Source organism: Sinorhizobium sp. CB7 (genome assembly GCF_041357635.1).
In the GTDB taxonomy this organism is placed as follows: Bacteria; Pseudomonadota; Alphaproteobacteria; order Rhizobiales; family Rhizobiaceae; genus Rhizobium.
The window spans coordinates 317,041-339,155 of sequence record NZ_JAULLL010000006.1; the positions used below are offsets into that span (position 1 = coordinate 317,041).

Genomic DNA, 22,115 nt, shown 5'->3' on the forward strand with positions numbered 1-22,115 from the left:
ATGACGACTGTCGGCACGTTTCGCCACTTCGACGAACTCCACCCTTGGAACGACCGCCAGCACCTGCTGGAATGCATTGCAGCCACGGTGGAGACGACGGACGTGATGACCTTCACGTTCCGCTCGGATCGCGACAACTGGTTCCGGTATTTGCCGGGCCAGTTCGTCACGCTCGAACTGCCGGTTTCAGAAGACGAGCCGGTGATGCGCACCTATACGCTCTCCTCGACGCCTTCGCGGCCCTTCTCCGTCTCCGTGACGGTGAAGGCGCAGGCGACGAGCATCGGCACGCGCTGGATGTTCGACAACCTGAAGCCGGGCATGAAACTGAAAGCCTTCGGCCCGCTCGGCGACTTCTCCTTCGTACGCCATGCGGGCGACAAGTATCTCTTCATCTCGGGCGGCTCCGGCATTACGCCGATGATGTCGATGACGCGCTGGATGGCAGACTGCGCGCCGCAGACGGACGTGACCTTCATCTCGTGCGCCCGCACGCCGGACGACCTGCTCTTCAAGTCGGAACTCGAATGTCTTGCGGCGCAGATGCCGAATCTCTCGCTCGGCTTTGTCGTTGCAAGCCACAATCCGCGTGACGGCTGGCACGGTCTGCGTGGCCGCATCGATGCCGCACGGCTTTCGCTGCTCTCCCCGGACTTCCGCGATCGGACTGTGTTCTGCTGCGGCCCGGAGCCGTTCATGCGCGGCGTGCGCGACATGCTGAAAGTCTGCGGTTTCAACATGGATCGCTACCACGAGGAAAGTTTCCAACCCGCGGCAGCGCCCGCTGCCGAAGAGCTTGCCGTGCGCGCGGGGCATAACGAGGCCGATGCCGACGCGATTTCGACCGTCACCTTCACCATGGCCGGTAAGGAGGCTGAGTGCCCGCCGGGCCGGACAATCTTGCAGACAGCGCGCGCCGCCGGCGTGCGCATCGGTGCGGCCTGCGAGAGCGGTCTTTGTGGCACCTGTCGCGTCATGAAGATCTCTGGCGAAGTCGAAATGCGCCACAACGGCGGCATCCTCGACGATGAGGTCGAGGAGGGTTACATCCTCGCCTGCTGCTCCCGGCCGATCGGCAATGTGTCAATCGAAGCTTGATGTTATGGAATTCCAAGAGACTCCGGGTAAGCCGCTGAACGTAGCCTAGAGCAATTCCAGGAAAAGTGCGAAGCGGTTTTCCGTTCGGAATTGCGTAAAAACAAAGGGTTAGAGCGGTTCCGCGATTCCATAATAAGCTGAACCGCTCTAGCCAAAGCGCGCTGGTCTCCGGCCTCAATAGGTCAGGATCTGTCAATCTGCACCGCGAGAAGGTCGCCGGCCAATTCCCTCGCCTTTGCTTTTGTCCCTGCGAGTTGGAGCAAAGGGTCTAATCGAAACGGAGCGGCGGTTGCGTCGTGATGTTTCCTATATGCCGACCAGCACCGCGCCTCCGGTCAATCCCGCACCCGCCGCCGCCAGCAATAGCCTTTCTCCGGACAAAAAGGGCGTGGTCCTATGCGCAAGCGAAAGCGACAGCGGGATCGTCGCTGCCGACGAGTTACCGTGATCTTCGATGGTCCGCACCGTCCGTATCGGGTCGATGCCGAGATTGCCGCATACGGCGTCGAAGATCCTGATATTCGCCTGATGCGGTACAAAGCGGCTCACGTCTGACGGATCGAGACCGGCGTCGGTCAGCACGCGGGCTGCGCAGGCCGTCATCATGTCCACGGCCCGAACGAACACCTCCCGTCCGTCGCGCATCGTCATCAAAACATCCTCCGCCGCCATGCCCGGCGCGAAGGGCCGGCTGCTGCCGCCGCCAGGGATCGTGATCAGATCATAGCCGCTTCCGTCCGACGCCAGGTCGACGCCGAGCAAACCTTTCTCGGGATCATCTGACGGCGCAACGACGACGGCGCCGGCTGCATCGGCAAAGAGCACCGCGCTCGCCCTTTCGGCCGGGTTGATCCGGCGGCTCAGGATATTTGCGGCAACAACCAGAACCGGCTTTGCCTGCGTGCGGACGAAACCGTCGGCGAGTGTCAGCGCGTAAAGGAAGCCCGAACAGGCACCGGCAAGGTCGATTGCGCCGGAATTGGCAAGCCCGAGACGGTGCGCAAGCAGCGGTGCTGAGGGCGGCAGCAGATGATCGGGCGTCGAGGTTGCGAGCAGCGTCAAGGCGATCTCGCTCCGAGGAAGACCCGCATCATCGAGCGCGGCTTCCCCAGCCTTGGCTGCAAGGCCCGTCAGCGTATCGGCCTCCCCGACCCAGCGCCGCGCCCGAATGCCTGTCCGCCGTTCGATCCATCCCGTCTCGAGGCCGAGTTTCGTTTCGATTTCGGCGTTCTCGACGCGGCGCGCCGGCACAAAGTGACCGAAGCCGGTAAGGCGTGATGACCGGACAACCCTCATAGCCGTCCCGTTGCAAAGGCAGACGCCGCCTCATCGATCGCGCCGTATGCCCGGTTGAGGTCGGCGTCGGTGACGCAATAAGGCGGCATCAGGTAGATGACATCGCCGAGCGGGCGTATGAGTAGCTTGCGCTCGCGGAAGAAGGCCCTCAGCCGAGGGCCGACATCGGAGAGGTAGCCGCCGGCTGGCACGTTGAGATCGAGTGCGGTGATTGTGCCCGCCTGGCGGACGTTGCTGAAGCGCGGGTCGGCGTTGAAGCGCTCCAACTGTCGCTGCTGCTTCGCCACAAGCGCCTCGATACGCACGCCGACCGGTTCCGCCTTCCAGATGCGGAGATTGGCGACTGCTGCCGCGCAGGCGATCGGATTGGCCGAATAGGAGCTGGAATGAAAGAATGTCTTGCGGCGGTCGGCCGACAGATGCGCTGCGAAAATTTCCCCTGAGCAAAGGGTTGCCGCAAGCGGCAGCGCGCCGCCGGTCAGGCCCTTCGATGTGCAAAGGATATCGGGTGCGATTCCCGCCTGTTCGCACGCGAAGAGACTGCCCGTTCGACCCCAGCCGCTCATTACCTCGTCGGCGATCAGCAGGCTCCCATGTCGTGCGGCGATCCGCTTCAATTCGGCGAGAACGGAAGCTGGGTACATCTTCATGCCACCGGCACCGAGCACCAGCGGTTCGATGAGCAGTGCTGCCACCTCGCCCGAAGCGCAAAAGGCCTCGCAGGCGTCGAGCGTTTCCTGTTCGCGGCCGGCCTCCGGAAAAGGCAGGCGGTCGACCGCGAAGAGAAGCGGCTCGTAGGCCGCGTTGAAGACGCCGCGTTCGCCGGCCGACATCGTGCCGATGGTGTCACCATGGTAGCCATGTTCGACGACGCAGATGCGGTTGCGCGGCGCCCCTGCGTTGTGGAAAAAACCAAGTGCCATTTTCAACGCCACTTCCACCGCGGTCGAACCGCTGTCGGAATAGAACACATGCTCCAGCCCTGCCGGCGCAATCTTGATCAGGCCCTTTGCAAGCTCCTCCGCCGGCTCGTGCGTATACTCGGCAAAGATGATCTGGTCATAGGTCTCAGAGGCGCACCGGATCGCCTCCATGATTGCCGGGTGCCGGTGGCCGTGGGTGATCACCCACCAGGACGAGATCGCGTCAAGAATTCGCGAACCGTCCTCATCGACGAGATAGGCGCCTTCGGTATGGACGATGCGTTTCATCATCGGTTCCAGCGCGTGCTGGGTGAAGGGATGCCAGACGGGGGACGTTCTCATGGGCGCGCCTCGCGGAAATCGTCCACTTCGAAATGTTCGGGGAAAGCTTGCCGGAGACTGTCCGGGGTCAACGGATCGAGCCGTGGCAGACGTCCTAGGACTCGGACATGACCCAGGGCGGCAATGATGTTTTGCGTGTCCGCCTGTTCGTCGCCGATGAAGGCGACACCAAGAACCGGGATCGACCGGCTGCGTAGCGCCTCGAGGGAAAGCAGCGTGTGATTGATCGTGCCGAGCCCGGTGCGAGCGCAGAGGATAACGGGAATCTGCCAGCGCGCAAAGACATCGGCAAAGACGGTTCGTTCCGTCAGCGGCACCAGCAACCCTCCCGCCCCTTCGATGACGAGCGGCCCGTCGACGGAAGGCGGCGAAAGGCTTTCGGGCTGGATTGTCACGCCGTCGATCCTGGCAGAAAGATGCGGCGAGGCAGGTGTCTTGAGCCTGTAGGCTTCCGCCAGGATGCGATCGTGCGCTAATCGGCCAAGTCGCCCGACGGTTTCGCTGTCCGTCTCGCCGTCGAGACCAGACTGCACCGGCTTCCAGTATAAGCCCGCAAGTGCATCGGTGAGCGCCGCGGCAAAAACGGTCTTGCCGATGCCGGTATCCGTGCCGGCAATCACAAAGCGAGGCGTCATGGCCGCTCCTCCGCGACCGCGATCTTCAGGCTTTCGAGCATCTGCAGGATCGCCGGCTTGTTGACGTTCAGCGTGATGGCGATCCTGAGCCGTGCCGTGCTTTCGGGAACCGTCGGCGGACGGATTGCGCGGATATCGAAACCTTCCGAGCGCAGGCGCGCCGCGATTCGCACGACGCGAGCGTTGTCGCCGATCATCACCGGCAGAATCTGCGACCCGCTGCCGTCGACGCCGAGCGTTGCGGCGAGCGTCTGATTGGCGAAGCTTGTGAGCTCATCGAAATCCGCCAACCGCTGTGGCTCGTCGGCGACAATCTTCAACGCCTCGCGGACGGCGGCGGCGATCAGCGGCGATGGCGCAGTCGAATAGATGAAGCCCCGGGCGCGATTGACGAGATAGTCGCAAAGGATGCCGCTTGCGCCGAGCAATGCGCCCGAAACCCCGAGCGCCTTGCCGCAGGTGTGCAGCACGATGACATTTTCACGGCCCTTGAGCGCCGTCGACAGACCGCGGCCTCCGGGGCCGAAAACACCGGTCGCATGCGCCTCGTCGATCACCAGAAAACCATCGTGCCGGTCTGCGAGCTCGGCGAGCTCCGCCAGAGGTGCCCGGTCGCCATCCATCGAATAAAGGCTTTCAACAGCAATCCACGGATGTCCCGTTCCACCGGCGCTGCGCCATCGACGGATCGCATCGGCAAAAGCGTCCACGTCATTGTGCCGCACGGCAACAGACTGTGCCTTGCTGCCCGATATGCCCTCATGGACGCTCGCATGGATCAGCGCGTCATGGACGATGATGTCGTCGCGCTGCGGCAAGGTCGCAAAGAGCGCGGCATTGGCCGTATAGCCGCTGCCGAAAAAAAGCGCCCGATCCGCACCGAAGAATACTGCCGCTTCCGCCTCCAGCGCTTCATGCTCCGGATGGTTGCCGCGCAGCAGCCGCGATCCGCCGGCGCCGACCGGCACGCCGCGGTCAAGTGCTGCCGTGATCTCCGCCTTCAGCCGCGGCGATTGGGCGAGCGCCAGATAGTCGTTCGACGTGAAGTCGACGCCGCTTGAGGCAACGAGCGCCCGGTGCCGTCCCTTGCGCTCGAGCCCCGCCAACGTTCTCTCGTAACGCAGGACACCGCGCGAGGTCACTCGGCCGGCTCCTTCTCCACCGGTTCCAACTCCATCGGCCTTAGCCCAAGGCGGCGGAACAGCGCAGCATCGTGGTCCTCGCCGGGATTATCGGCGGTCAATAACGTCTCACCGACAAAGATCGAATTGGCACCAGCGAAGAAACAGAGCGCTTGCATCTCGTCGCTCATGTCCGTGCGGCCGGCCGAGAGGCGCACATGCGATTTCGGCATCAGGATCCGGGCAAGTGCGATCGTGCGGACGAAATCAATCGGATCGACCGGCGGCGCGTCGGCGAGCTTTGATCCGGGAATGGGGATTAGCATGTTGATCGGCACGCTTTCCGGGGCCGAGGGAAGATTGGCGAGCGTGACCAGCATTGAAATACGATCATCAACCGTCTCGCCCATACCCAGGATACCGCCGGCGCAAACCTTGATGCCGGCTTCACGGACATTGGCAAGCGTCTCCAGCCGGTCGGAAAAGTCTCGCGTGGTGATGATCTCGCCGTAGAAGCGTTCGGAGGTATCGATATTGTGGTTGTAGTAATCGAGCCCGGCGCCGGCGAGCCGCTCCGACTGGGCAGGCGTCAGCATGCCGAGTGTCATGCAGGTTTCCATGCCAAGCGCCTTCACGCCGCCAACCATGGCGACGATCGCCTCCATGTCGCGCTCCTTCGGGCTGCGCCAGGCAGCCCCCATGCAATAGCGTGTGGCGCCGCCTTCCTTAGCCTTGCGGGCCTCTGCGATAACGCGTTCGACCTCCATCAATTTTGATGCCTTGAGCCCCGTCGGGTAATGTGCCGACTGGCTGCAATAGCCACAATCTTCCGCGCATCCCCCGGTCTTGATCGACAGGAGCCGGCTCATTTGCACCGCATTCGGGTCGAAATGCATGCGGTGGACCGACTGGGCACGGAAGAGGAGATCGTTGAACGGCAAATTATAGATTTTTCTTGCGCCGACGAGATTCCACCGCTCGCCACCGTCAGCGGAATTGCCCGGAGTTCCCTCATTCATTAGGCCCGCATTTAGCATTTCCGATCGCTCTCCTCTGCGTGAATAGATAGAATCGGAATTTATCTATAGTTTCGACGGAAAATGCGCAATGCCATAGTGGCATGGCCGCGTGACGTGGCCGACGCTTTAGTGTTCAGGGACAACCAGAGCGGTTCAGCTTTTGACGGAAACGTGGACCCGCTCTGACCCTTTGTTTAAACGCAATTCCGGACGGAAAACCGCGTTCCGCACTTTTGCTGGAATTGCTCTAGCGGCAGATTCATATGGCGGACTCGCTGACAAGTATGTCCGCCTTGAAGGCATCGCGCTACGGATCACAGGTACGGCAGGTCGTACGGCACGCCCATATTAGCCCATCGGCAAAGTCCACATAGCCGCCAGTAGCCGTAATCAAGCCTTCGAGCGCTGCTATATCTCCAGCTATATTGCTCAAAAGGAAAGCTGCACCTTCATTGATTTTGTTCTGTCGGCTGCGGTCTCAAAGGCCTTGAGGACGTCTTCAAGGGGGAAGGTATCGGTAAGCAGCGGCCTGAGATCGACCCGGCGATGATTGATCAGGTCGACAGCAAGATCGAACTCTTCGTGGAAGCGGAATGTGCCCTTCATCTCGATTTCCTTGGCCACAACCATATTCTGCGGAATTGAGACATCGCCGCCGAGCCCGAGCTGGACGAGAACGCCACGCGGTTTCAGCACCTCGAGGCCGGAACGCACGGCCCGTTCGTTGCCGGAAGCCTCGAACTGCACGTCGAAGTATCCCTTGTCGGCAGAATAGTCCGAAAGCCGCTCCGGACTGCCGGCGACATTGATAACCCGGTCGGCGCCCACTTCGAGAGCCTTCTTGAGAACCGCATCCATGACATCGGTCGCGACGATCTCACGGGCGCCATGGGCGCGAGCCGCGATGATCGCAAGCGCGCCGATCGGCCCGCAGCCGGTGACCAGCACGCGCTTCCCGGTCAGGGCGCCGGCGCGATTGACCGCGTGCAACGTCACCGCAAAAGGCTCGGCCATGGCGGCTTCGTTGATCGATACACCGTCGGCAATCCTGTGGCACTGCCACTGTTCGGCGACGAGACGCTGGCGGAACGCTCCCTGGATATGCGGCATCGGCATGGCGGAGCCGTAGAAGCGCATGTTGAGGCAATGGTTCTGGTGGCCCTTCAGGCAATAGTCGCAAGCATTGCAAGGCCGGCTCGGCGAGACGGCCACCCGATCGCCGACGGCAAGGCTTGAGACCCCTTCCCCTAGCGCCTTCACGGTGCCGGCCACCTCGTGCCCGAGGATCATCGGCTCGCGGAGGCGCACAGTGCCGAAGCCGCCGTGATTGTAATAATGCAGGTCGGAGCCGCAGATACCGCCGGCTTCGATGGCTACCTCCACCTGTCCGGCCCCGAGCGATTCATTGTCTCTTTCCTCGATGCGCAGATCCTTGGCTGCGTGAATGACGACGGCTTTCATCGGTGTTGTCCTCAGATAACGGGGGTCGGCATGGCGGCGCCTGCAAAGTGCGCTGAGAGATTGTCACGCACAAGCTTGCCCATCGCCCTGCGGGTTTCGATTGTACCCGACGCGTGATGCGGCTGCACCAGCACGTTGTCCAGCTTCAGAAAGCGTGGATTGAGCTTCGGCTCGCCTTCGAACACGTCGAGTGCGGCCGACCCCAAAGTCCGGCTTTCCAATGCTTCGAGCAGAGCCTCCTCATCGATGTTGGAAGCCCGTGAAATGTTGATCAGCATGCCTTCCGGACCGAGCGCGGCGATCACCTCTTTCGAGACGATGTGACGCGTTGCGGCCGAGGCCGCCAATGTGACGAACAGGAAGTCCGAATGCCGGGCGAGTTCAACGGGATCTGCAATGAAGGTCATGCCGTCGGCATAGGGCTTTTCGGCAACATCGCTATAGGCGATGTGCATGTCGAAGCCCTTGAGCCGCTTGGCCACCTCGAAGCCGATGCGGCCAAGCCCGAGCACCCCTGCCTTACGGCCCCAGACCCGACCCTTCAGCGGATAGAGTCCGTCCCTCGCCCAGCTGCCGTCCTTTACCCAGCGCTCGGCGCCGATCATGCCGCGCGACTGACACAGCATCATCGCAATGCCGAGATCTGCAACGTCGTTGGTCAGCACATCGGGCGTATTCGTCACCCGGATGCCCCTCCCCCGGCAGGCCGCAAGATCGACGGCATCGTAACCGACGCCATAGACCGAGACGATTTCGAGGTTAGGCAGCTGATCAATCAGGGCCGCCGGGGCGCCGAGCTCGCCGCGCGTGGCGATCGCCCGGATATTAAGCGCATATTTTTGGACAAACGCATCGCGGTCTTCTGCCTCGTAGAGCTTTCGGAGCTCGTATTGCGCCTCCAGCTCAACTAGGTCCCACTCTGGATAGGGACCGATCAGCAGGATCTCGGGCTTGCTCATTGTTTCCTCCATTCGATTCTTTGTTCACCGTGGCAAGCCGCTGTGGACGCGATCCGTGCGATCGCCATTGAGACGATCCGCTCGAGCGGCTGGTCGATCTCGATCGCCACCACGTCGCGCTCACTGGTCGGCAACTCGAGCGTGGCCAGCTGGCTGTCCAGCAGCGAAAGCGGCATATAATGACCCTTGCGGCCGCTCATCCGCGCTGCCAGCATCGTCCGCGTTCCCTGCAGGAACACGAAGGTGATTGTCCGGCCCGCTTCGTTCCTCAGAAGGTCGCGATACGATCGCTTCAAGGCGGAACAGGAGATGACTGTCTCTCCACCAGCCGCGAGCTCTGCTCCGAGCGTTTCCAGCCAAGGCCATCGGTCATCATCGGTCAGCGGGATGCCCTTGCGCATCTTCTCGACATTCGCAGCCGAATGGCGACTGTCGCCCTCGATGAAGGTGTAACCGAGACTGGACGCCAGCAGCTTGCCGACTGATGTCTTGCCGCAGCCGGAGACCCCCATCACGACCAGTGGGCCAATCGGACCGGATACCTTAGAGAGAGGTCGTGATGCCGCCATCGACATAGAGCGTGTGTCCGTTGACGAAGGAGGAAGCCTTGCTCGAGAGGAACACGGCCGCGCCGACCAATTCCTCTACATTGCCCCAGCGGGCAGCCGGCGTGCGCTTCTCCAGCCAGGACGAGAATTCGGCACTGTCGACCAATGCCTGGTTCAGCGGTGTCTTGAAGTAGCCGGGAGCGATTGCGTTGATCTGCAGGCCATGCTTGGCCCAGTCCGCGCACATGCCGCGCGTCAGGTTCTTCACTGCGCCCTTGGTCGCCGTATAGGGCGCTATGCCGGGGCGCGCCAGTTCGCTTTGGACCGAAGCGACGTTGATGATCTTCCCCCGCCCGCGGCCGATCATGTGCCGGGCGACCGCCTGTCCCACATAAAAGACACTGGAGATATTCGTCTTCAGCAACTGCTCCCAGCGATCGGCGGGAAAGTCCTCGAGCGGCGTGCGGAACTGCATGCCGGCATTGTTGATCAGGATATCGATCGGCCCGATCTCCCGCTCGATGGCGCCGACGCCACGATGCACGGCTTCCATATCCGTCACGTCGAAGTCGGACACCGAAACCGACGCGCATCCTTCCGCCTCAAGTGCCCGTGCCGCCTCCGCGAGCTTGGCCTTGTCGCGCCCGTTCAGCACCAATGATGCGCCATGCTGTGCAAGCCCCCGGGCCAAAGCAAGACCAATGCCCTGCGATGAGCCCGTTACCAAAGCGCGCGAGCCAGACAAGTCAAATAATGGATAGGTCACTGGACCTCCTTCCGAAAACGGAGACAATTTTCGCGGAGCTATCGCACCAGGTTTCAAATATCGACGACAAGGCCTTTGGCCTTCAACACCGGCTCGAGCTTGCTGACTTCGATCACCGACTTGCCCTGCCTGTAAGCCTCGATGTAGCCGGCTTCAGCATCTTCGCGGGCCTGCGACAGTCGGGCGGCTTCCTGTGCTTCGGCGCGGCGCACAACGACCAGACCATCAGCATCGCCTACGATGATATCGCCAGGGTTGATGATCTCGCCACCAACGATGATCGGGTCGTTGACCGCGGCAATCGTCTCCTTGACGGTGCCCTTGATACAAACGCTGAGCGAGAAGACCGGGAATCCCAGTTCCCTGAGCTGCAGCGTGTCACGCACGCCGGTATCTGTGACAAGCCCGCCAATGCCCTTGGCAAGGCAGGCGTTGGCGAGAACGTCGCCGAAGGAGCCGGCTTCTTCATATTCGCCCGCGGACACGACGATGATATCGCCCCGCTTGGCGTAGTTGATGGCGAGTTGCAGCATGATGTTGTCGCGCGGTGCGCATTTTACGGTAAAGGCCGGACCGCACAGCTTCATGCGGTAGTCGACGGGCTTCAGGCGGGAGGAAAGAGCGCCCTTGCGTCCCTGGGCCTCATGGATAGTCGCTGGCGAGAATTTGGAAAGCGCCTCTATATCGGCCTTGCTCGGCCGTTCGGCGATGTCTTTGATGTGAATCATGGAACCTCCCACGGTTAAGCTGACGGCGGAGACATCCCGCCGTCTGCAGTCTTCAATGATTTGAGAATGAGTTTCGGCAGACCGAGCGGAAGCTGTGCCTTATGGGATTGGGTCGAACTTCAGCTCGGAGAGCGGTACGACCTTGTCGGTACGCGTCATCTTGTATTCGGTGTTCGGGCCAAGCCATTTGTCCCAGATCTTGTTGAGCTCGCCGGAATTATCGAGCTTGTGGAGCACTTCGTTAATCTTGGCGGTCAGGGCCGGATTGTCCTTGGCCATGCCGATGCCGATCGGCTGGAACAACATCGGTTCCTCGATCATCCGCATTTCCTTGCCCTTGCTTTTCGATTCGTTGACGAACTTGGTCATGGTCATGGTGTTCGCCACCATGCCGCGGGCCTTGCCCTGCTGGACGGCGAGATAGGCGGATGCGGTATCCTGGAAGGTCAATGGCTCGGACTTGTTGAGCTTGATCGACATCTCGGAGGTCGACCCCTTGGTCGAGGCAATGCGCTTGCCCTCGTAGTCGGACTTCTTCTTCCCCGGATCGTCGACGGGCACGATCAGCATTTCCTTGGCGAGATAGTAGGGATCGCTGAACTGGATCTGTTCGGCGCGGCTTAGCGTATAGGCAAGATTGGCGACGGTGATGTCGACGCGGCCAAGCTTGACTTCCGGAACGCGGGCTTCGACTGATACCGGCTTGACCTCGGCCTTGACGCCGAGTTCCTTGGCGATGGCCTTGCAGAGGTCGACGTCGAAACCGGCCATTTCGCGGGTCTTCGGATCGGGCGCGGCGAATGGTGGAACATCGGCAAAAGTCGCGCAACGCAGCGTCTTGTTCGCCATGATCGTGTCTAGCTGATCCGCCTTTGCAGGCGTGGCAGCGGCGGCGCCCGCAAGCGCAACCGTGAGCATGAGGCACTTCCAGTTCATTGCTGTTCTCCTTATATTTTCGTGGTGGGTATCAGTGGCGCAGATCGGCGAGGAACCGCTGCGCGCGCGGATGGCGGGGATTCTTGAAGAAGTCTTCTGGTGACGCTATTTCGAGGATCTGGCCGGCATCGATGAACCAGATGCGATCCGCCACTTCGCGGGCAAAGCCCATTTCGTGGGTGACGCAGAGCATGGTCATGCCTTCTGCCGCCAGGCCTTTCATAACGGCGAGCACTTCGCCGACCATTTCCGGATCGAGCGCGCTGGTCGGCTCGTCGAACAGCATGACTGGCGGCTCCATGGCTAGCGCGCGGGCAATCGCCACGCGCTGCTGCTGCCCGCCGGACAACTGACCAGGATAGGCGCCAGCTTTGTCGGCGAGGCCGACGCGATCAAGCAGCTTGAGCGCCTTTTCATGGGCAACGTTTGGCGCAACGCCCTTCACCCGGATCGGGGAGATCGTCACATTTTCGACGACCGAGAGATGCGGAAAAAGGTTGAAGCTCTGAAACACGAAGCCGATGCGGCTGCGCAGAAGGTTGAGATCCCTGGTCCGCATCGCGGCATGAATGTCCTGTCCGTCCAGGGTGATCGATCCGCTGTTAATTTCTTCGAGGCGATTGACCGTGCGAATAAGGGTAGACTTGCCGGAGCCGGAGGGGCCGCAGATCACTACGACCTCGCCCCGCGCAACCTCGGCATCGATATTCTTCAGAACCGGATAGTGGCCGTAGCTCTTGCAGACGTTGGAAAGACGGATCGTCTGCTGCTCGCGCGATGATGCCGACGTGGTCATGGCTGCTCCGTTATGATTTTCGCCTGCGCCAGCGACGCGGGGGACGGACGGTTCACCTGGCCGGCACGCTTGCGGGAGATGCGCCGCTCGATGACGTTTGCGAGATACGTGAGGCTCCAGCAGATGGCGTAGTAGACGACCGCAAGAATGAGAAACACCTGGAACGGCTGCGTCAGAAGCTGGTTGTTCACCTGGCTTGCCGCGAAGGTGAGGTCGGGCACGTTGATAACATATCCGAGCGTGGTGTCCTTGATCGTGGCGACGAAGGTCGAGATCATGCTCGGGATCATGTTGTAAAGCGCCTGGGGCAGGATGATGAAGCGCATCGCCCCCAGATAGCTGTGCCCGAGCGCACGGGCGGCATCCATCTGACCTGGACCGAGCGCGACGATGCCCGCACGAACGACTTCACTGAGAAAGGCACTCTGATAAACAACCAGCGTCGTGAGCATCGTGAAGAAGCTCGGGACATCGACACCGGTCAGAAGCGGCACGAGGAAATAGCTCCACAGGATGAGCATGAGCAGCGGCACGCCGCGCGTAAAATAGACAAGCGCGGTCACCGGCCAGCGCAGCAGCCGCCATTTGGACAGGCGCGCCAGCGCGAAGAGAATGCTCACCGGGAAGGCAAGCGCGATGCTGAGCGCTGAGAGGATCAGCGTGTTTGCAAGTCCTCCGAGCGGACCGTTCGGATACTGGCCGATCAACAGCAACAGCCAGTAGTCCTTGATGATGTTGATGATGTCGCCGATCATGCGCGTGCCCTCTGGGCGGGATCGGCGCGCATCGACAGATAGGCGCCGGCACCCATGATAAGCAGCGAGAAGAAGAGATAGAGCACTGTGCCGATCAGGTAGATTTCGAAGGTGCGGAAACTGAGGTTCTCGATTTCCTTCACCGCATGCGTCAGCTCAGGAGCTCCGATGACGATCGCAATGCTGCTGTTCTTGAAGAGAGAGACGCTGTGATTGATAAGCGGCGGCAGCGCATTGCGCACACCCTGCGGCATGATGATGAAGCGCATCGCGGAGAGATAGCTGTGTCCCAGCGCCTTGGCCGCTTCCATCTGACCGGGGCTGACGGAGCGCAGGCCGGAGCGAAGGTCCTCGCTGAAATAGGCTGCCTGACACAGCCCGAGACCAATCACCGCGAAAATCGTCTCGGCATTGTGGGCGGTGAGCCAATCGGCCAGCCCCGAGGGCAGCAACGTGAATATGCCGAAATACCACAACATCAGCTGCACGAGGGTCGGCACATTGCGGTGGTAGGAGACATAGGCTGCAACGACGCGATCGCCGAAACGCGAAGGCGAAAATCGAATGCAGAGCAGGATAAGGGCAAGCGTCATCGCCAGCAGCCACGATCCGATATAGATGACGAAGGTCATCTCGACGCCGTGCAACAGCATCGCGACATATTCCTGATTTCTCAGGATTGCCGACAGGTCGAACCCATTCACGGCTTCGGCTCCTTCGATGTACCGGCGTCTGCTGAAGCCTGTGGCTTGGCCGTCTGCAAGCCGCCCATCACCTGTAATGTCGGTGTGATCTCCATGTGGCCGATGTTGACCGCGACCGGCGCGGCAATCGCGAAGGCGATCGCATCAGCGATATCGGCGGCCTGCGGCAATTCGAACCCGTCGATGAAGCGTTCGCGCACACTTGGATCGTCGCCGTGGACGTGGTTGAAGATATCCGTCGCAACCCGTCCGGGGCAGATTTCTGTGACGCGGACGCGCCTGCCGAATGCGTCGAGCCGCAGCTGGTTCGACAGCATGGCAACGCCGGCCTTGACGGCATGATACGTGGAGTTGCCGCCGAAATTGTAGTTTCCGGCAATTGAGGAGATGTTGATGACATGCCCGCGGTCGCGCTCCACCATCCCGGGCACGATCAGACGGCAGATATGCAAGACAGCGCGAAGGTTGACGTCCACCAGGAGATCGATGTCCTCTTCATCCGCCTGGAGGAATTTTTTCGGCCGGTCGACGCCGGCATTGTTGATCAGAATGTCGAACTGCACGCGGTTCGCGAGATCGGCGATCGCCGCGCGATCCGTAACGTCGATGACATGGGCGATGCAGCCCGTACGCTCGGCCAGTTCCTTCAGGGCGCCGGCGCTGCGAGCGATCGCATGCACTTCGATATTCTCGCGGCGAAGCCGCTCCACTACTGCAGCGCCGATCCCGGAGGAAGCGCCGGTGACCAATGCGGTGTTGTAATCGGAGAATGGCATTCTGATCCCCTTGTTGTTGCCGTGGACATTAGCGGAGCTTTAATTGCTTGCCTAAGACCGATTATTTTTGGAGTAATAAGCAACTTTTATGGAGACTGGCGGGCAGCGGACAAACCGCTACAAAGCGCAGGCCGCCCGCCTTTTGCAGAGGCTTGCATGGCTTTCGACCGGGGTCGCTTTGCAAAACAGGGTCGCGTCTGTAAACATGGCCTTACGGAGATCAAACAGCACCAATACCCATGGATATTAGACGCCTCAAATCCTTCATCGTCATCGTGGACAGCGGCAGCATTACGCGCGCGGCAGATATCCTGCATCTCGCCCAGCCGGCATTGAGCCAGCAACTGGCCGCACTGGAGGAACATTTCGGCCAGAAACTGCTGATCCGAAGCCAGCAGGGCGTCACCATGACCGATGCAGGGCATGCGGTCTACCGGCATGCCCAGATCATCCTGCGCCAGATGGAACAGGCGCAGGCGGACGCCGCGGCCGCCGGCAATTCGCTTGCGGGACGCGTCTCCGTGGGCCTGGTGCCGTTCAGCAGCGCCGCGACGCTTTCGGTCGACCTTCTGGCGGAAACGAGAAAGCGGCACCCCGGGATTTTGCTTCATCTGACGGAAAGCGTCGGTCAGACCTATAGCCAGATGATCATGAACGGCCGGCTCGAAATGGCGCTGATCCATGGCGTCGGGCCGATCAAGGGCGTCCGATTCGAACCTATCCTCAGCGAGGAATTCTTTTTCGTCGCGCACCGCAATTTCGCGATTGAAGCAGATTCGAAACCAGTGCCCGTCGGTGCGTTGGATGGGATGCCAATGCTGCTGCCGCCGGCCTACAATTTCGTGCGCCGCGCCGTCGATACCGCGTTCGCGCGCAGCCGGATCAATCTCAAGGTCGTGGCGGAAGTCGAAATCGTGCGGACGCTCGCCCGCGCGGTGGGCGGCGGCCTCGGCGCGACCATCATGCCCAAGGCCATTGCTGACCGCATCGTATCGGAATCGAGCGAGCCTCTCGTTTGCCGGCTCGTCTCCCCTAGAATCGAGGAAACCCTGTCGCTTTGCACCTCCGATCAGAATTCGCTGTCGGAGCCGGCATTCGCCGTCAAGGACATTCTCGTCGAACTGACCGAGCGGCTGAAGGTCTGAGGTCTTGGCGCCTCCGACCTGGAAATCCGGCCGGAGGCTGTAGTTCATCGGTCAGCGCATGTCCCTGCAAAACTGGGCGATGCGTGCACAGCCCTCGTTCAACATTTCCATGCTTGTCGCATAGGAGATGCGGAAATAGGGGCTCATGCCATAGGCGGCACCCTGTACCGTCGCAACGTGGTGCTCATCCACGAGCGCCATGACGAAATCGACGTCGGTCTCGATCTTCCGTCCGCCCTTCGTGGTCTTGCAGATCAGGCCGGAAATATTGGGATAGATGTAGAAGGCGCCTTCAGGCTTGTGGCAGCGCAGTCCTTCGATCTTCGACAACTGGCCGAGGACGAAATCGCGTCTTTCCCTGTAGATTGCCGCCCGCTCCTTAAGGAGATCCTGCGGACCATCCAGCGCCGCGATGGCCGCGGCCTGCGTGACGGTGGTGATGCCGCCGCCGTTCTGGCCGTTGACGTTGCTGACTGCGGCGATCAGTTTTTTCGAACCGCTGGCGCAATATCCCAGCCGCCACCCCGTCATGGCGTAGGCCTTGGAGACGCCGTTCATCGTCAGGACGCGATCATAGAGCTTGGGTTCGGCATCGGCGATGGTGCAGAATTCGAACCCGTCATAGACCAGGTGCTCGTAGATATCGTCGGTCAGGATCCAGACATGCGGGTGGCGCAGCATGACTTCGGCGATCGCCGCCATTTCCGCACGCGAGCAGGCTGCCCCCGTCGGATTGTTCGGGAAATTCAGGATGAGCCATTTAGTGCGCGGCGTGATCGCGGCTTCGAGATCCTCGGGGCGCAGCTTGAACCCAGCCTGCTCGAAGCAGGGCACGGCCACCGGAACGCCGCCGGCAAACTTGACGATATCGGCGTAGCTGACCCAGGACGGCGTGGGAATGACGACCTCGTCGCCCGGATTGCAGGTGGCGAGCATCGCGTTGAAGATCACCTGCTTGCCGCCGCCGGAAACGACGATCTGGCTGGCGTCGTAATCGAGGTTGTTGTCCCGCTTGAACTTCCTGCTGATCGCAGCCTTCAGCGCCGGTGTACCATCCATGGGCGGATATTTCGTATCCCCGCCGAGTGCTGCCGCATGGGACGCTTCGATCGCGTGGGCGGGCGTCGGAAAGTCCGGTTCCCCGGAGGAGAGACTTACGACCTTGATGCCCATGGCGGCCAGTTCCCTGGCGCGCTGGGTCATGGCGGCGGAAGCTGAGATGGAGACGTTTTTCAGACGGTCGGCTATGGAAGACATCGACATGATCTTTCGGTGAGATGGAAATGGGACGATCAGCGTCCCATTCAGGACGCAAGTTCGGCCGCAGGCGCGAGTGTTGCGCCGGAAGCCTCGATTTCGCTGCGGACAATGCGGGCAAGCTCCAGCGAGCCGGGCGTATCGCTATGGACGAGGATCGACCGGGCCGGCATTTCAATGACAGTGCCGTCGATGGCTTCGACGGTCCCGTCGGTCAGGAAGCGGCGCACCCGTGCCCGCACCGAGGCTTCGTCCTTGACCAGCGCACCCGGCAGACCGCGCGTTACCAGTTTGCCGCCGGCATCATAGGCACGGTCGGCCAGAAACAGCGCCAGTGTCTTGAGCCCGGCGCGTTTCGCCGCCTTTTCGATTTCGCTCCCGGGGGTCACGAACACCACAAGGCGCGGGTCCACGGTGGAAATGGAATCCATCATCAGGTCGGCGAGCACGGGGTCGCGATTGACCATGTTGCCCATGGCCGCATGAAAGCTGAAATGGCCGACGGTCATGCCCTCGTTTCTGGCGATCGCGATCAGCGCACCGAGCTGGTAGAGCATCTGCTGCCGCAATTCATCCGGCTGAAACGGCATCTCGCGCCGGCCGAAACCGGACCGATCCGGCAAGCCCGGATGAGCGCCGACGCCGACGCCGTTCGCTTTGGCCAGACGCACCATGCGCGCCATTGTGTCGGGATCCCCGCCGTGGAAGCCGCAGGCGATGTTGGCGGACGATACGATTTTCATCATCGCTTCGTCGTCGCACAGCCGATAAGGACCGAAGCCCTCGCCCATGTCGGAATTCAGATCGATCTTCACCGCTTCCTCCTTTTAACCCGTTCAATCAAGTCAGGCCATTGCCTTGAGCGCGCGCTTGACCATTTGCGACGTCCGCCTAACGTCCTCGACATAGCCAGCAACGGCCTGCTCGACCGCGCGTGCCTCGGCATGGGTCGAACGCACGAACCTCAGCCGGCTGCCGATGCGCGCCTGTCCGAGCCGCCACAGATCGCATTCGATAACCCCGGCAATCTTCGGATAGCCGCCCGCCGTGTTGGCGTCGCTCATCTGAATGATCGGCTCCCCTCCAGGCGGCACTTGGATCACGCCCGGCACGACGCCATGGGAGCGCATCTCAATTGTCGCCGTCGGCTTGATAGGCTCGCCAGACAGGCGATATCCTGTGCGGTCACTGCGGGACGAAATACGCCAGATCTGGTTCCAAAAGGCCTGGCCGTCGGAGGCGAACAGCTCATGCTCGCCGGCTGCTATCGCACGGATTGGCAGCGCGCCGTCGATTGGGTGGGGAAAGACATCGCGCAGCGCGACTGACGGCTCAAGGGCGGCAATGCCGCTTGCCGGCAGCGGGAGCGCATCAGCAGACGTGCCGACTTCAATCCTGTCGCCATTGGCGAGAGGCCGGCCGGCATTGCCACCAAAACCGCCGCGCAGCGAGGTGCTTCGCGAACCCATGAGGACTGGTACATCAAGTCCCCCGCCGAGCACGACATAAGCGCGTGCCAGCGTCGGCGGTTGCCTCAGTTCCAGGACCTGGCCTGCTTCGGCGACATGGGTGCACCACGCAAGCAGTTCCCTGCCATCCAGCACGGGATGGCTGTCCGCGCCGGTGACGGCAAAGACTGCACGGGCCTCGAAACGCAGTTTGAACGGAAAGGTCTGAACCTCTATCGTAGCTGTTTCTTCATCATTGCCGACAAGAACGTTGCCGATCCTGACAGCGAGCGGATCCATGGCGCCGCTGGCAGATACGCCGATATCGCGATAACCGGGGCGGCCGAGGTCCTGCACCGTGTTGAATGGACCGGTTTCGATGATCTCGATCATAGCTCGATCCTTGCTGGCACGAAGCGCACCGTATCGCCTGGCGCCATCAGGGCCGGTGTCGGAGAGGTCGGATCAAACATCTGCAGTTCTGCGTAGCCAAGGGAATTCCACCCGTTCGGGCCGGTCAGCATCGCGACGCCCGTCTGCATTCCGCCGATCGTCACACAGCCCTTCTCCATCCTCAGCGAAGGAACGGTCTTCCTGGGCATGTATATGCGGGGATCGAGGCCGTGCAGGTAACCGAAGCCGGGGGCGCTTCCCAAGGCAAAGACGCGGTAGGTCGCCTCGTGGTGAATGCGCACCACCTCGCGGTCGCTCAGTCCGGAAAAGTCGCAAATGGCGGGAAGATCGATCGCATGTTTCCCGCCGTAGTGGACCGGGATTTCAATCGTCTTGCCCGCAAGATCGAGGCTCCGGGCGTTGTTCCATGCCTCAAGCAGCCGGCCAACGATGGTTTCGGGGTCCTCGGGCGTCTCCTTGAAGATCGCCAGAAGATTGGTCATGCCGGGGATCACTTCCGCGATATCCGCCCAGCCCCTCACCGTTTGCGACAAGGCCCAGATCCACCGCTGCGCGGGAAGATCGAATTCGCCTGGCGCTTCGAGCAGGAAGGATCGGGCGCCGATAAAGGAGATCCGCGCCTGGCCCTTGGCGGCGGGGACGATTTCGCGAAGCGGCGCAAGGATGTTCGACTTGGCAATCATGATTGTGGCTCGATTTCGAACAGGGGATCACCGAAACCGACCAGGGCATCGGGCTCAGCCAGTTGTCGGGTCAGCAAACCGGACCGTCCGGCGGGGATGGGAAGCAGGACGGAACCAATGCGGATGAAACCGATCACGTCCTTGTCACAAACCACACGCGGCAGACGCTCGGCTTCGGCCGGCGCCGACGGGTGCGAGGCGCAGAACCGGCCCGCCATCGGCGCCTTGACGACCGCAGCCGGTGCTGCTGCCAAACCCGGCTGCGCGTCTCCTGTCAGGCTGACCTGCGCGCCCCGTCTCTTCGAAACGACGATGCGCAGATGTCCGCCGGGCTTGGAGATTTCCAAGCCTTCCACGCCGGCTGCCGTCAGCGCGTCGGTCAGGATTGCGATGGTCGCCGGATCGGCGAAGTCGATCGAGCTCATGCCGCCCTCCGCTGCTTGAGCCATTGCTCGAGGTAGTGGATATCCGTCTCGCCGACGGCAAAGGCCTCATCCTCGAACAATGCGCGCAAGAACGGCAGATTGGTGGAAATCCCCTCCACCCGCGTGGCGGCAAGCGCCCCCCGCATTTTCGCCATCGCCTCCGCCCGGGTCGGCGCATGGACGATCAGCTTGGCGATCAGCGAGTCGTAATAGGGCGAAACCCGGTAGCCTGCATGGATATGGGTATCGACGCGGACACCCGGCCCCTCGGGCAAGGCGAGATCGGTGATGATGCCTGCCGAAGGCAGGAAGCTGTCGGGGTCTTCGGCATTGATGCGGCATTCGAAGGAATAGCCCTCGCACGTCACGTCATCCTGGCGAAATTCCAGGGGAATACCTTGGGCAGCCTTAATCTGTGCGTGGACGATATCGATCCCGCTGGTCATCTCGGTAACAGGATGCTCGACCTGCAGGCGCGTGTTCATTTCGATGAAGTAGAACGCGCCATTCTCGTAAAGGAATTCGAAGGTTCCGACACCGCGATAGCCGATCTGCCGACAGGCCTCCACGCAAGCCAATCCGACAGGCTGGATCACGTCAGGCGATATCCCAGACGCCGGTGCCTCTTCCACCACTTTCTGGTGACGCCGCTGCATCGAACAATCGCGGTGCCCGAGCCAGACGGCATTGCCATGGGCGTCGCAGAGCACCTGTATCTCGATGTGCCGGGGATGCTGGAGAAACTTCTCCATGTAGAGCGCCGGAGAGCCGAAGGCCTGACGGGCCTCCTCCCGGGTGAGTGCGATCGCCTCATGGAGTGAGCTTGCATCCGGCACAACGCGCATGCCTCTGCCGCCGCCACCGCCGGCAGCCTTGATGATCACGGGATAGCCGATTTCCTCTGCAATACGTTCGACGGCCGCCGGATCGTCCGGAAGAGAGGTGTCCGGACCGGGCACGCATGGCACGCCCGCGGCGATCATCGCCCGCTTTGCCGATATCTTGTCGCCCATGGTTGCAATCGATGACGCTCTCGGCCCGATGAAAACAAGGCCTGCCTCTTCAATGGCTTTGGAGAACGTGGCGTTTTCCGATAGGAAGCCGTAACCCGGATGGATCGCGCCGGCCCCGGTCAGGTGCGCCGCAAGGAGGATGGCATCCTGGTTGAGATAGCTCTTGGCTGCATTCGAAGGACCGATGCACAAGAAGCTATCGGCTGTCTTGCCGTAAGGCGCCTGCCTGTCTGCTTCGGAGCAGATCGCCACGGTCTTCAGGCCGAGTTCGCGGCACGCGCGCTGTATCCGCGCGGCTATTTCACCCCGATTGGCGATCAGAACCGTATCGAAACGTCGCCCCGCCAAGCTCGTGTTGTCGAAAGACTCCGCCATCACGCGATCTCCGCCAACAAATCGCCCATTTCGACTTCACCGCCGTCCACTTCGGTTAAGCACGTAATGCGACCGGCACGCGGCGCGGCAATCTTGTTGAAGACCTTCATCGCTTCGATGATGAAAAGGGTCTGGCCTTCCTCCACCATGTCGCCGACCTTGACGAATGGCTCTAGCCCGGACCCCGGCGCCCGATACAGCACGCCGAAGATAGGCGCCTTCACCGGGAAAGCCGATGTCTTGGCAGTTGCCGAAGTCGTATCGAGAGCAGACTCGGGCAAACCACCTGCTGCTTCCTTTGGAGTTTGCGCCGGAGCGATGGTTGCTTTGATATCAGGCGTCCGGAAGATGCGAACCGTGACGTCCTTTTCCGTTACCCTGAGCTCGGCAATGTTCGATCGTCCGACAAAATCGATCAGTGTCTTTATCTTCGACAGGTCCATGAGCGCACTCGGTACTTCGGAACGCCTCTTCACGGTCGCGACAGTTCGG

24 protein-coding genes are annotated in these 22,115 nt (G+C 61.4%); 2 read left to right on the forward strand and 22 right to left on the reverse strand.

All coding sequences use genetic code 11. The features are described 5' to 3' along the window. Complete coding sequence (locus AAE029_RS14005) at positions 1-1,098, forward strand: 2Fe-2S iron-sulfur cluster-binding protein (protein WP_371073459.1); 1,098 nt, start codon at positions 1-3, stop codon at positions 1,096-1,098. A gap of 306 nt (positions 1,099-1,404) precedes the next feature. Here the strand turns inward: AAE029_RS14005 and AAE029_RS14010 are convergent, their stop codons facing one another. From AAE029_RS14010 to AAE029_RS14080, 15 genes are all read right to left on the reverse strand, one after another. Beyond that, a complete protein-coding gene (locus AAE029_RS14010; protein ID WP_371073460.1) occupies positions 1,405-2,394 on the reverse strand; it encodes a beta-ketoacyl-ACP synthase III in 990 nt (329 codons plus the stop codon). Beyond that, positions 2,391-3,659, reverse strand: coding sequence for an adenosylmethionine--8-amino-7-oxononanoate transaminase (locus tag AAE029_RS14015; RefSeq protein WP_371073461.1), 1,269 nt, complete (start codon positions 3,657-3,659; stop codon positions 2,391-2,393). Before AAE029_RS14015 ends, AAE029_RS14010 begins: the two co-directional genes overlap by 4 nt. After that, positions 3,656-4,294 carry a dethiobiotin synthase gene (gene bioD, locus AAE029_RS14020; RefSeq protein WP_371073462.1) on the reverse strand — a complete coding sequence of 213 codons (639 nt, stop codon included), beginning with the start codon at positions 4,292-4,294 and terminating at the stop codon, positions 3,656-3,658. Before bioD ends, AAE029_RS14015 begins: the two co-directional genes overlap by 4 nt. Further along, positions 4,291-5,436: an 8-amino-7-oxononanoate synthase gene (locus AAE029_RS14025; RefSeq protein WP_371073463.1), complete on the reverse strand. Its 1,146-nt coding sequence runs from the start codon at positions 5,434-5,436 to the stop codon at positions 4,291-4,293. Before AAE029_RS14025 ends, bioD begins: the two co-directional genes overlap by 4 nt. Next, positions 5,433-6,434, reverse strand: a complete 1,002-nt coding sequence (gene bioB / locus AAE029_RS14030; RefSeq protein ID WP_371073464.1) for a biotin synthase BioB — start codon at positions 6,432-6,434, stop codon at positions 5,433-5,435. The genes AAE029_RS14025 and bioB overlap by 4 nt, the downstream gene beginning before the upstream one ends. Positions 6,435-6,863: 429 nt before the next feature. Further along, positions 6,864-7,895 carry an L-idonate 5-dehydrogenase gene (locus tag AAE029_RS14035; RefSeq protein ID WP_371073465.1) on the reverse strand — a complete coding sequence of 344 codons (1,032 nt, stop codon included), beginning with the start codon at positions 7,893-7,895 and terminating at the stop codon, positions 6,864-6,866. Positions 7,896-7,906: 11 nt separating this feature from the next. Then, positions 7,907-8,854 (reverse strand): 2-hydroxyacid dehydrogenase, encoded by a 948-nt coding sequence (locus AAE029_RS14040; RefSeq protein ID WP_371073466.1) that lies wholly within the window; start codon positions 8,852-8,854, stop codon positions 7,907-7,909. Beyond that, the gene (locus tag AAE029_RS14045) at positions 8,851-9,429 is read right to left on the reverse strand and encodes a gluconokinase (protein ID WP_371073467.1); all 579 of its coding nucleotides are present in this window, start codon (positions 9,427-9,429) and stop codon (positions 8,851-8,853) included. Before AAE029_RS14045 ends, AAE029_RS14040 begins: the two co-directional genes overlap by 4 nt. Beyond that, complete coding sequence (locus AAE029_RS14050) at positions 9,398-10,168, reverse strand: SDR family oxidoreductase (RefSeq protein ID WP_371073468.1); 771 nt, start codon at positions 10,166-10,168, stop codon at positions 9,398-9,400. The genes AAE029_RS14045 and AAE029_RS14050 overlap by 32 nt, the downstream gene beginning before the upstream one ends. Before the next feature lie 53 nt (positions 10,169-10,221). Continuing rightward, positions 10,222-10,896, reverse strand: a complete 675-nt coding sequence (locus AAE029_RS14055; protein ID WP_371073469.1) for a 4-carboxy-4-hydroxy-2-oxoadipate aldolase/oxaloacetate decarboxylase — start codon at positions 10,894-10,896, stop codon at positions 10,222-10,224. 99 nt (positions 10,897-10,995) lie between these two features. Beyond that, positions 10,996-11,832 carry an ABC transporter substrate-binding protein gene (locus AAE029_RS14060; protein ID WP_371073470.1) on the reverse strand — a complete coding sequence of 279 codons (837 nt, stop codon included), beginning with the start codon at positions 11,830-11,832 and terminating at the stop codon, positions 10,996-10,998. A gap of 31 nt (positions 11,833-11,863) precedes the next feature. Beyond that, positions 11,864-12,628: an amino acid ABC transporter ATP-binding protein gene (locus AAE029_RS14065; protein WP_371073471.1), complete on the reverse strand. Its 765-nt coding sequence runs from the start codon at positions 12,626-12,628 to the stop codon at positions 11,864-11,866. Then, a complete protein-coding gene (locus tag AAE029_RS14070; protein WP_371073472.1) occupies positions 12,625-13,383 on the reverse strand; it encodes an amino acid ABC transporter permease in 759 nt (252 codons plus the stop codon). Before AAE029_RS14070 ends, AAE029_RS14065 begins: the two co-directional genes overlap by 4 nt. After that, positions 13,380-14,087 (reverse strand): amino acid ABC transporter permease, encoded by a 708-nt coding sequence (locus tag AAE029_RS14075; RefSeq protein WP_371073473.1) that lies wholly within the window; start codon positions 14,085-14,087, stop codon positions 13,380-13,382. The genes AAE029_RS14070 and AAE029_RS14075 overlap by 4 nt, the downstream gene beginning before the upstream one ends. After that, a complete protein-coding gene (locus AAE029_RS14080) occupies positions 14,084-14,863 on the reverse strand; it encodes an SDR family oxidoreductase (RefSeq protein WP_371073474.1) in 780 nt (259 codons plus the stop codon). Before AAE029_RS14080 ends, AAE029_RS14075 begins: the two co-directional genes overlap by 4 nt. Positions 14,864-15,102: 239 nt before the next feature. On the opposite strand from AAE029_RS14080, the gene nac reads away from it, so the two are divergent. After that, positions 15,103-16,008, forward strand: coding sequence for a nitrogen assimilation transcriptional regulator NAC (gene nac / locus AAE029_RS14085; RefSeq protein WP_371073475.1), 906 nt, complete (start codon positions 15,103-15,105; stop codon positions 16,006-16,008). 51 nt (positions 16,009-16,059) lie between these two features. On the opposite strand, the gene AAE029_RS14090 is transcribed toward nac, so the two are convergent. The 7 genes from AAE029_RS14090 to AAE029_RS14120 are packed head-to-tail and all read right to left on the reverse strand — an operon-like array spanning position 16,060 to position 22,066. Further along, the gene (locus tag AAE029_RS14090; RefSeq protein ID WP_371073476.1) at positions 16,060-17,271 is read right to left on the reverse strand and encodes a pyridoxal phosphate-dependent aminotransferase; all 1,212 of its coding nucleotides are present in this window, start codon (positions 17,269-17,271) and stop codon (positions 16,060-16,062) included. 41 nt (positions 17,272-17,312) lie between these two features. Then, positions 17,313-18,080, reverse strand: coding sequence for a 5-oxoprolinase subunit PxpA (locus tag AAE029_RS14095; protein WP_371073477.1), 768 nt, complete (start codon positions 18,078-18,080; stop codon positions 17,313-17,315). A 30-nt stretch (positions 18,081-18,110) separates the two neighbouring features. Continuing rightward, on the reverse strand, positions 18,111-19,106 hold the full coding sequence (locus AAE029_RS14100; protein ID WP_371073478.1) for a biotin-dependent carboxyltransferase family protein: 996 nt from the start codon (positions 19,104-19,106) through the stop codon (positions 18,111-18,113). Continuing rightward, entirely contained in the window at positions 19,103-19,810 is a 708-nt protein-coding gene (pxpB, locus tag AAE029_RS14105; protein WP_371073479.1) for a 5-oxoprolinase subunit PxpB, read from the reverse strand. Before pxpB ends, AAE029_RS14100 begins: the two co-directional genes overlap by 4 nt. Next, positions 19,807-20,235, reverse strand: coding sequence for an acetyl-CoA carboxylase (locus AAE029_RS14110; protein WP_371073480.1), 429 nt, complete (start codon positions 20,233-20,235; stop codon positions 19,807-19,809). Before AAE029_RS14110 ends, pxpB begins: the two co-directional genes overlap by 4 nt. Continuing rightward, positions 20,232-21,623: an acetyl-CoA carboxylase biotin carboxylase subunit gene (accC, locus tag AAE029_RS14115; RefSeq protein WP_371073481.1), complete on the reverse strand. Its 1,392-nt coding sequence runs from the start codon at positions 21,621-21,623 to the stop codon at positions 20,232-20,234. The genes AAE029_RS14110 and accC overlap by 4 nt, the downstream gene beginning before the upstream one ends. Beyond that, complete coding sequence (locus AAE029_RS14120; RefSeq protein ID WP_371073482.1) at positions 21,623-22,066, reverse strand: acetyl-CoA carboxylase biotin carboxyl carrier protein subunit; 444 nt, start codon at positions 22,064-22,066, stop codon at positions 21,623-21,625. Before AAE029_RS14120 ends, accC begins: the two co-directional genes overlap by 1 nt. Between the last annotated feature and the right edge of the window lie 49 nt (positions 22,067-22,115).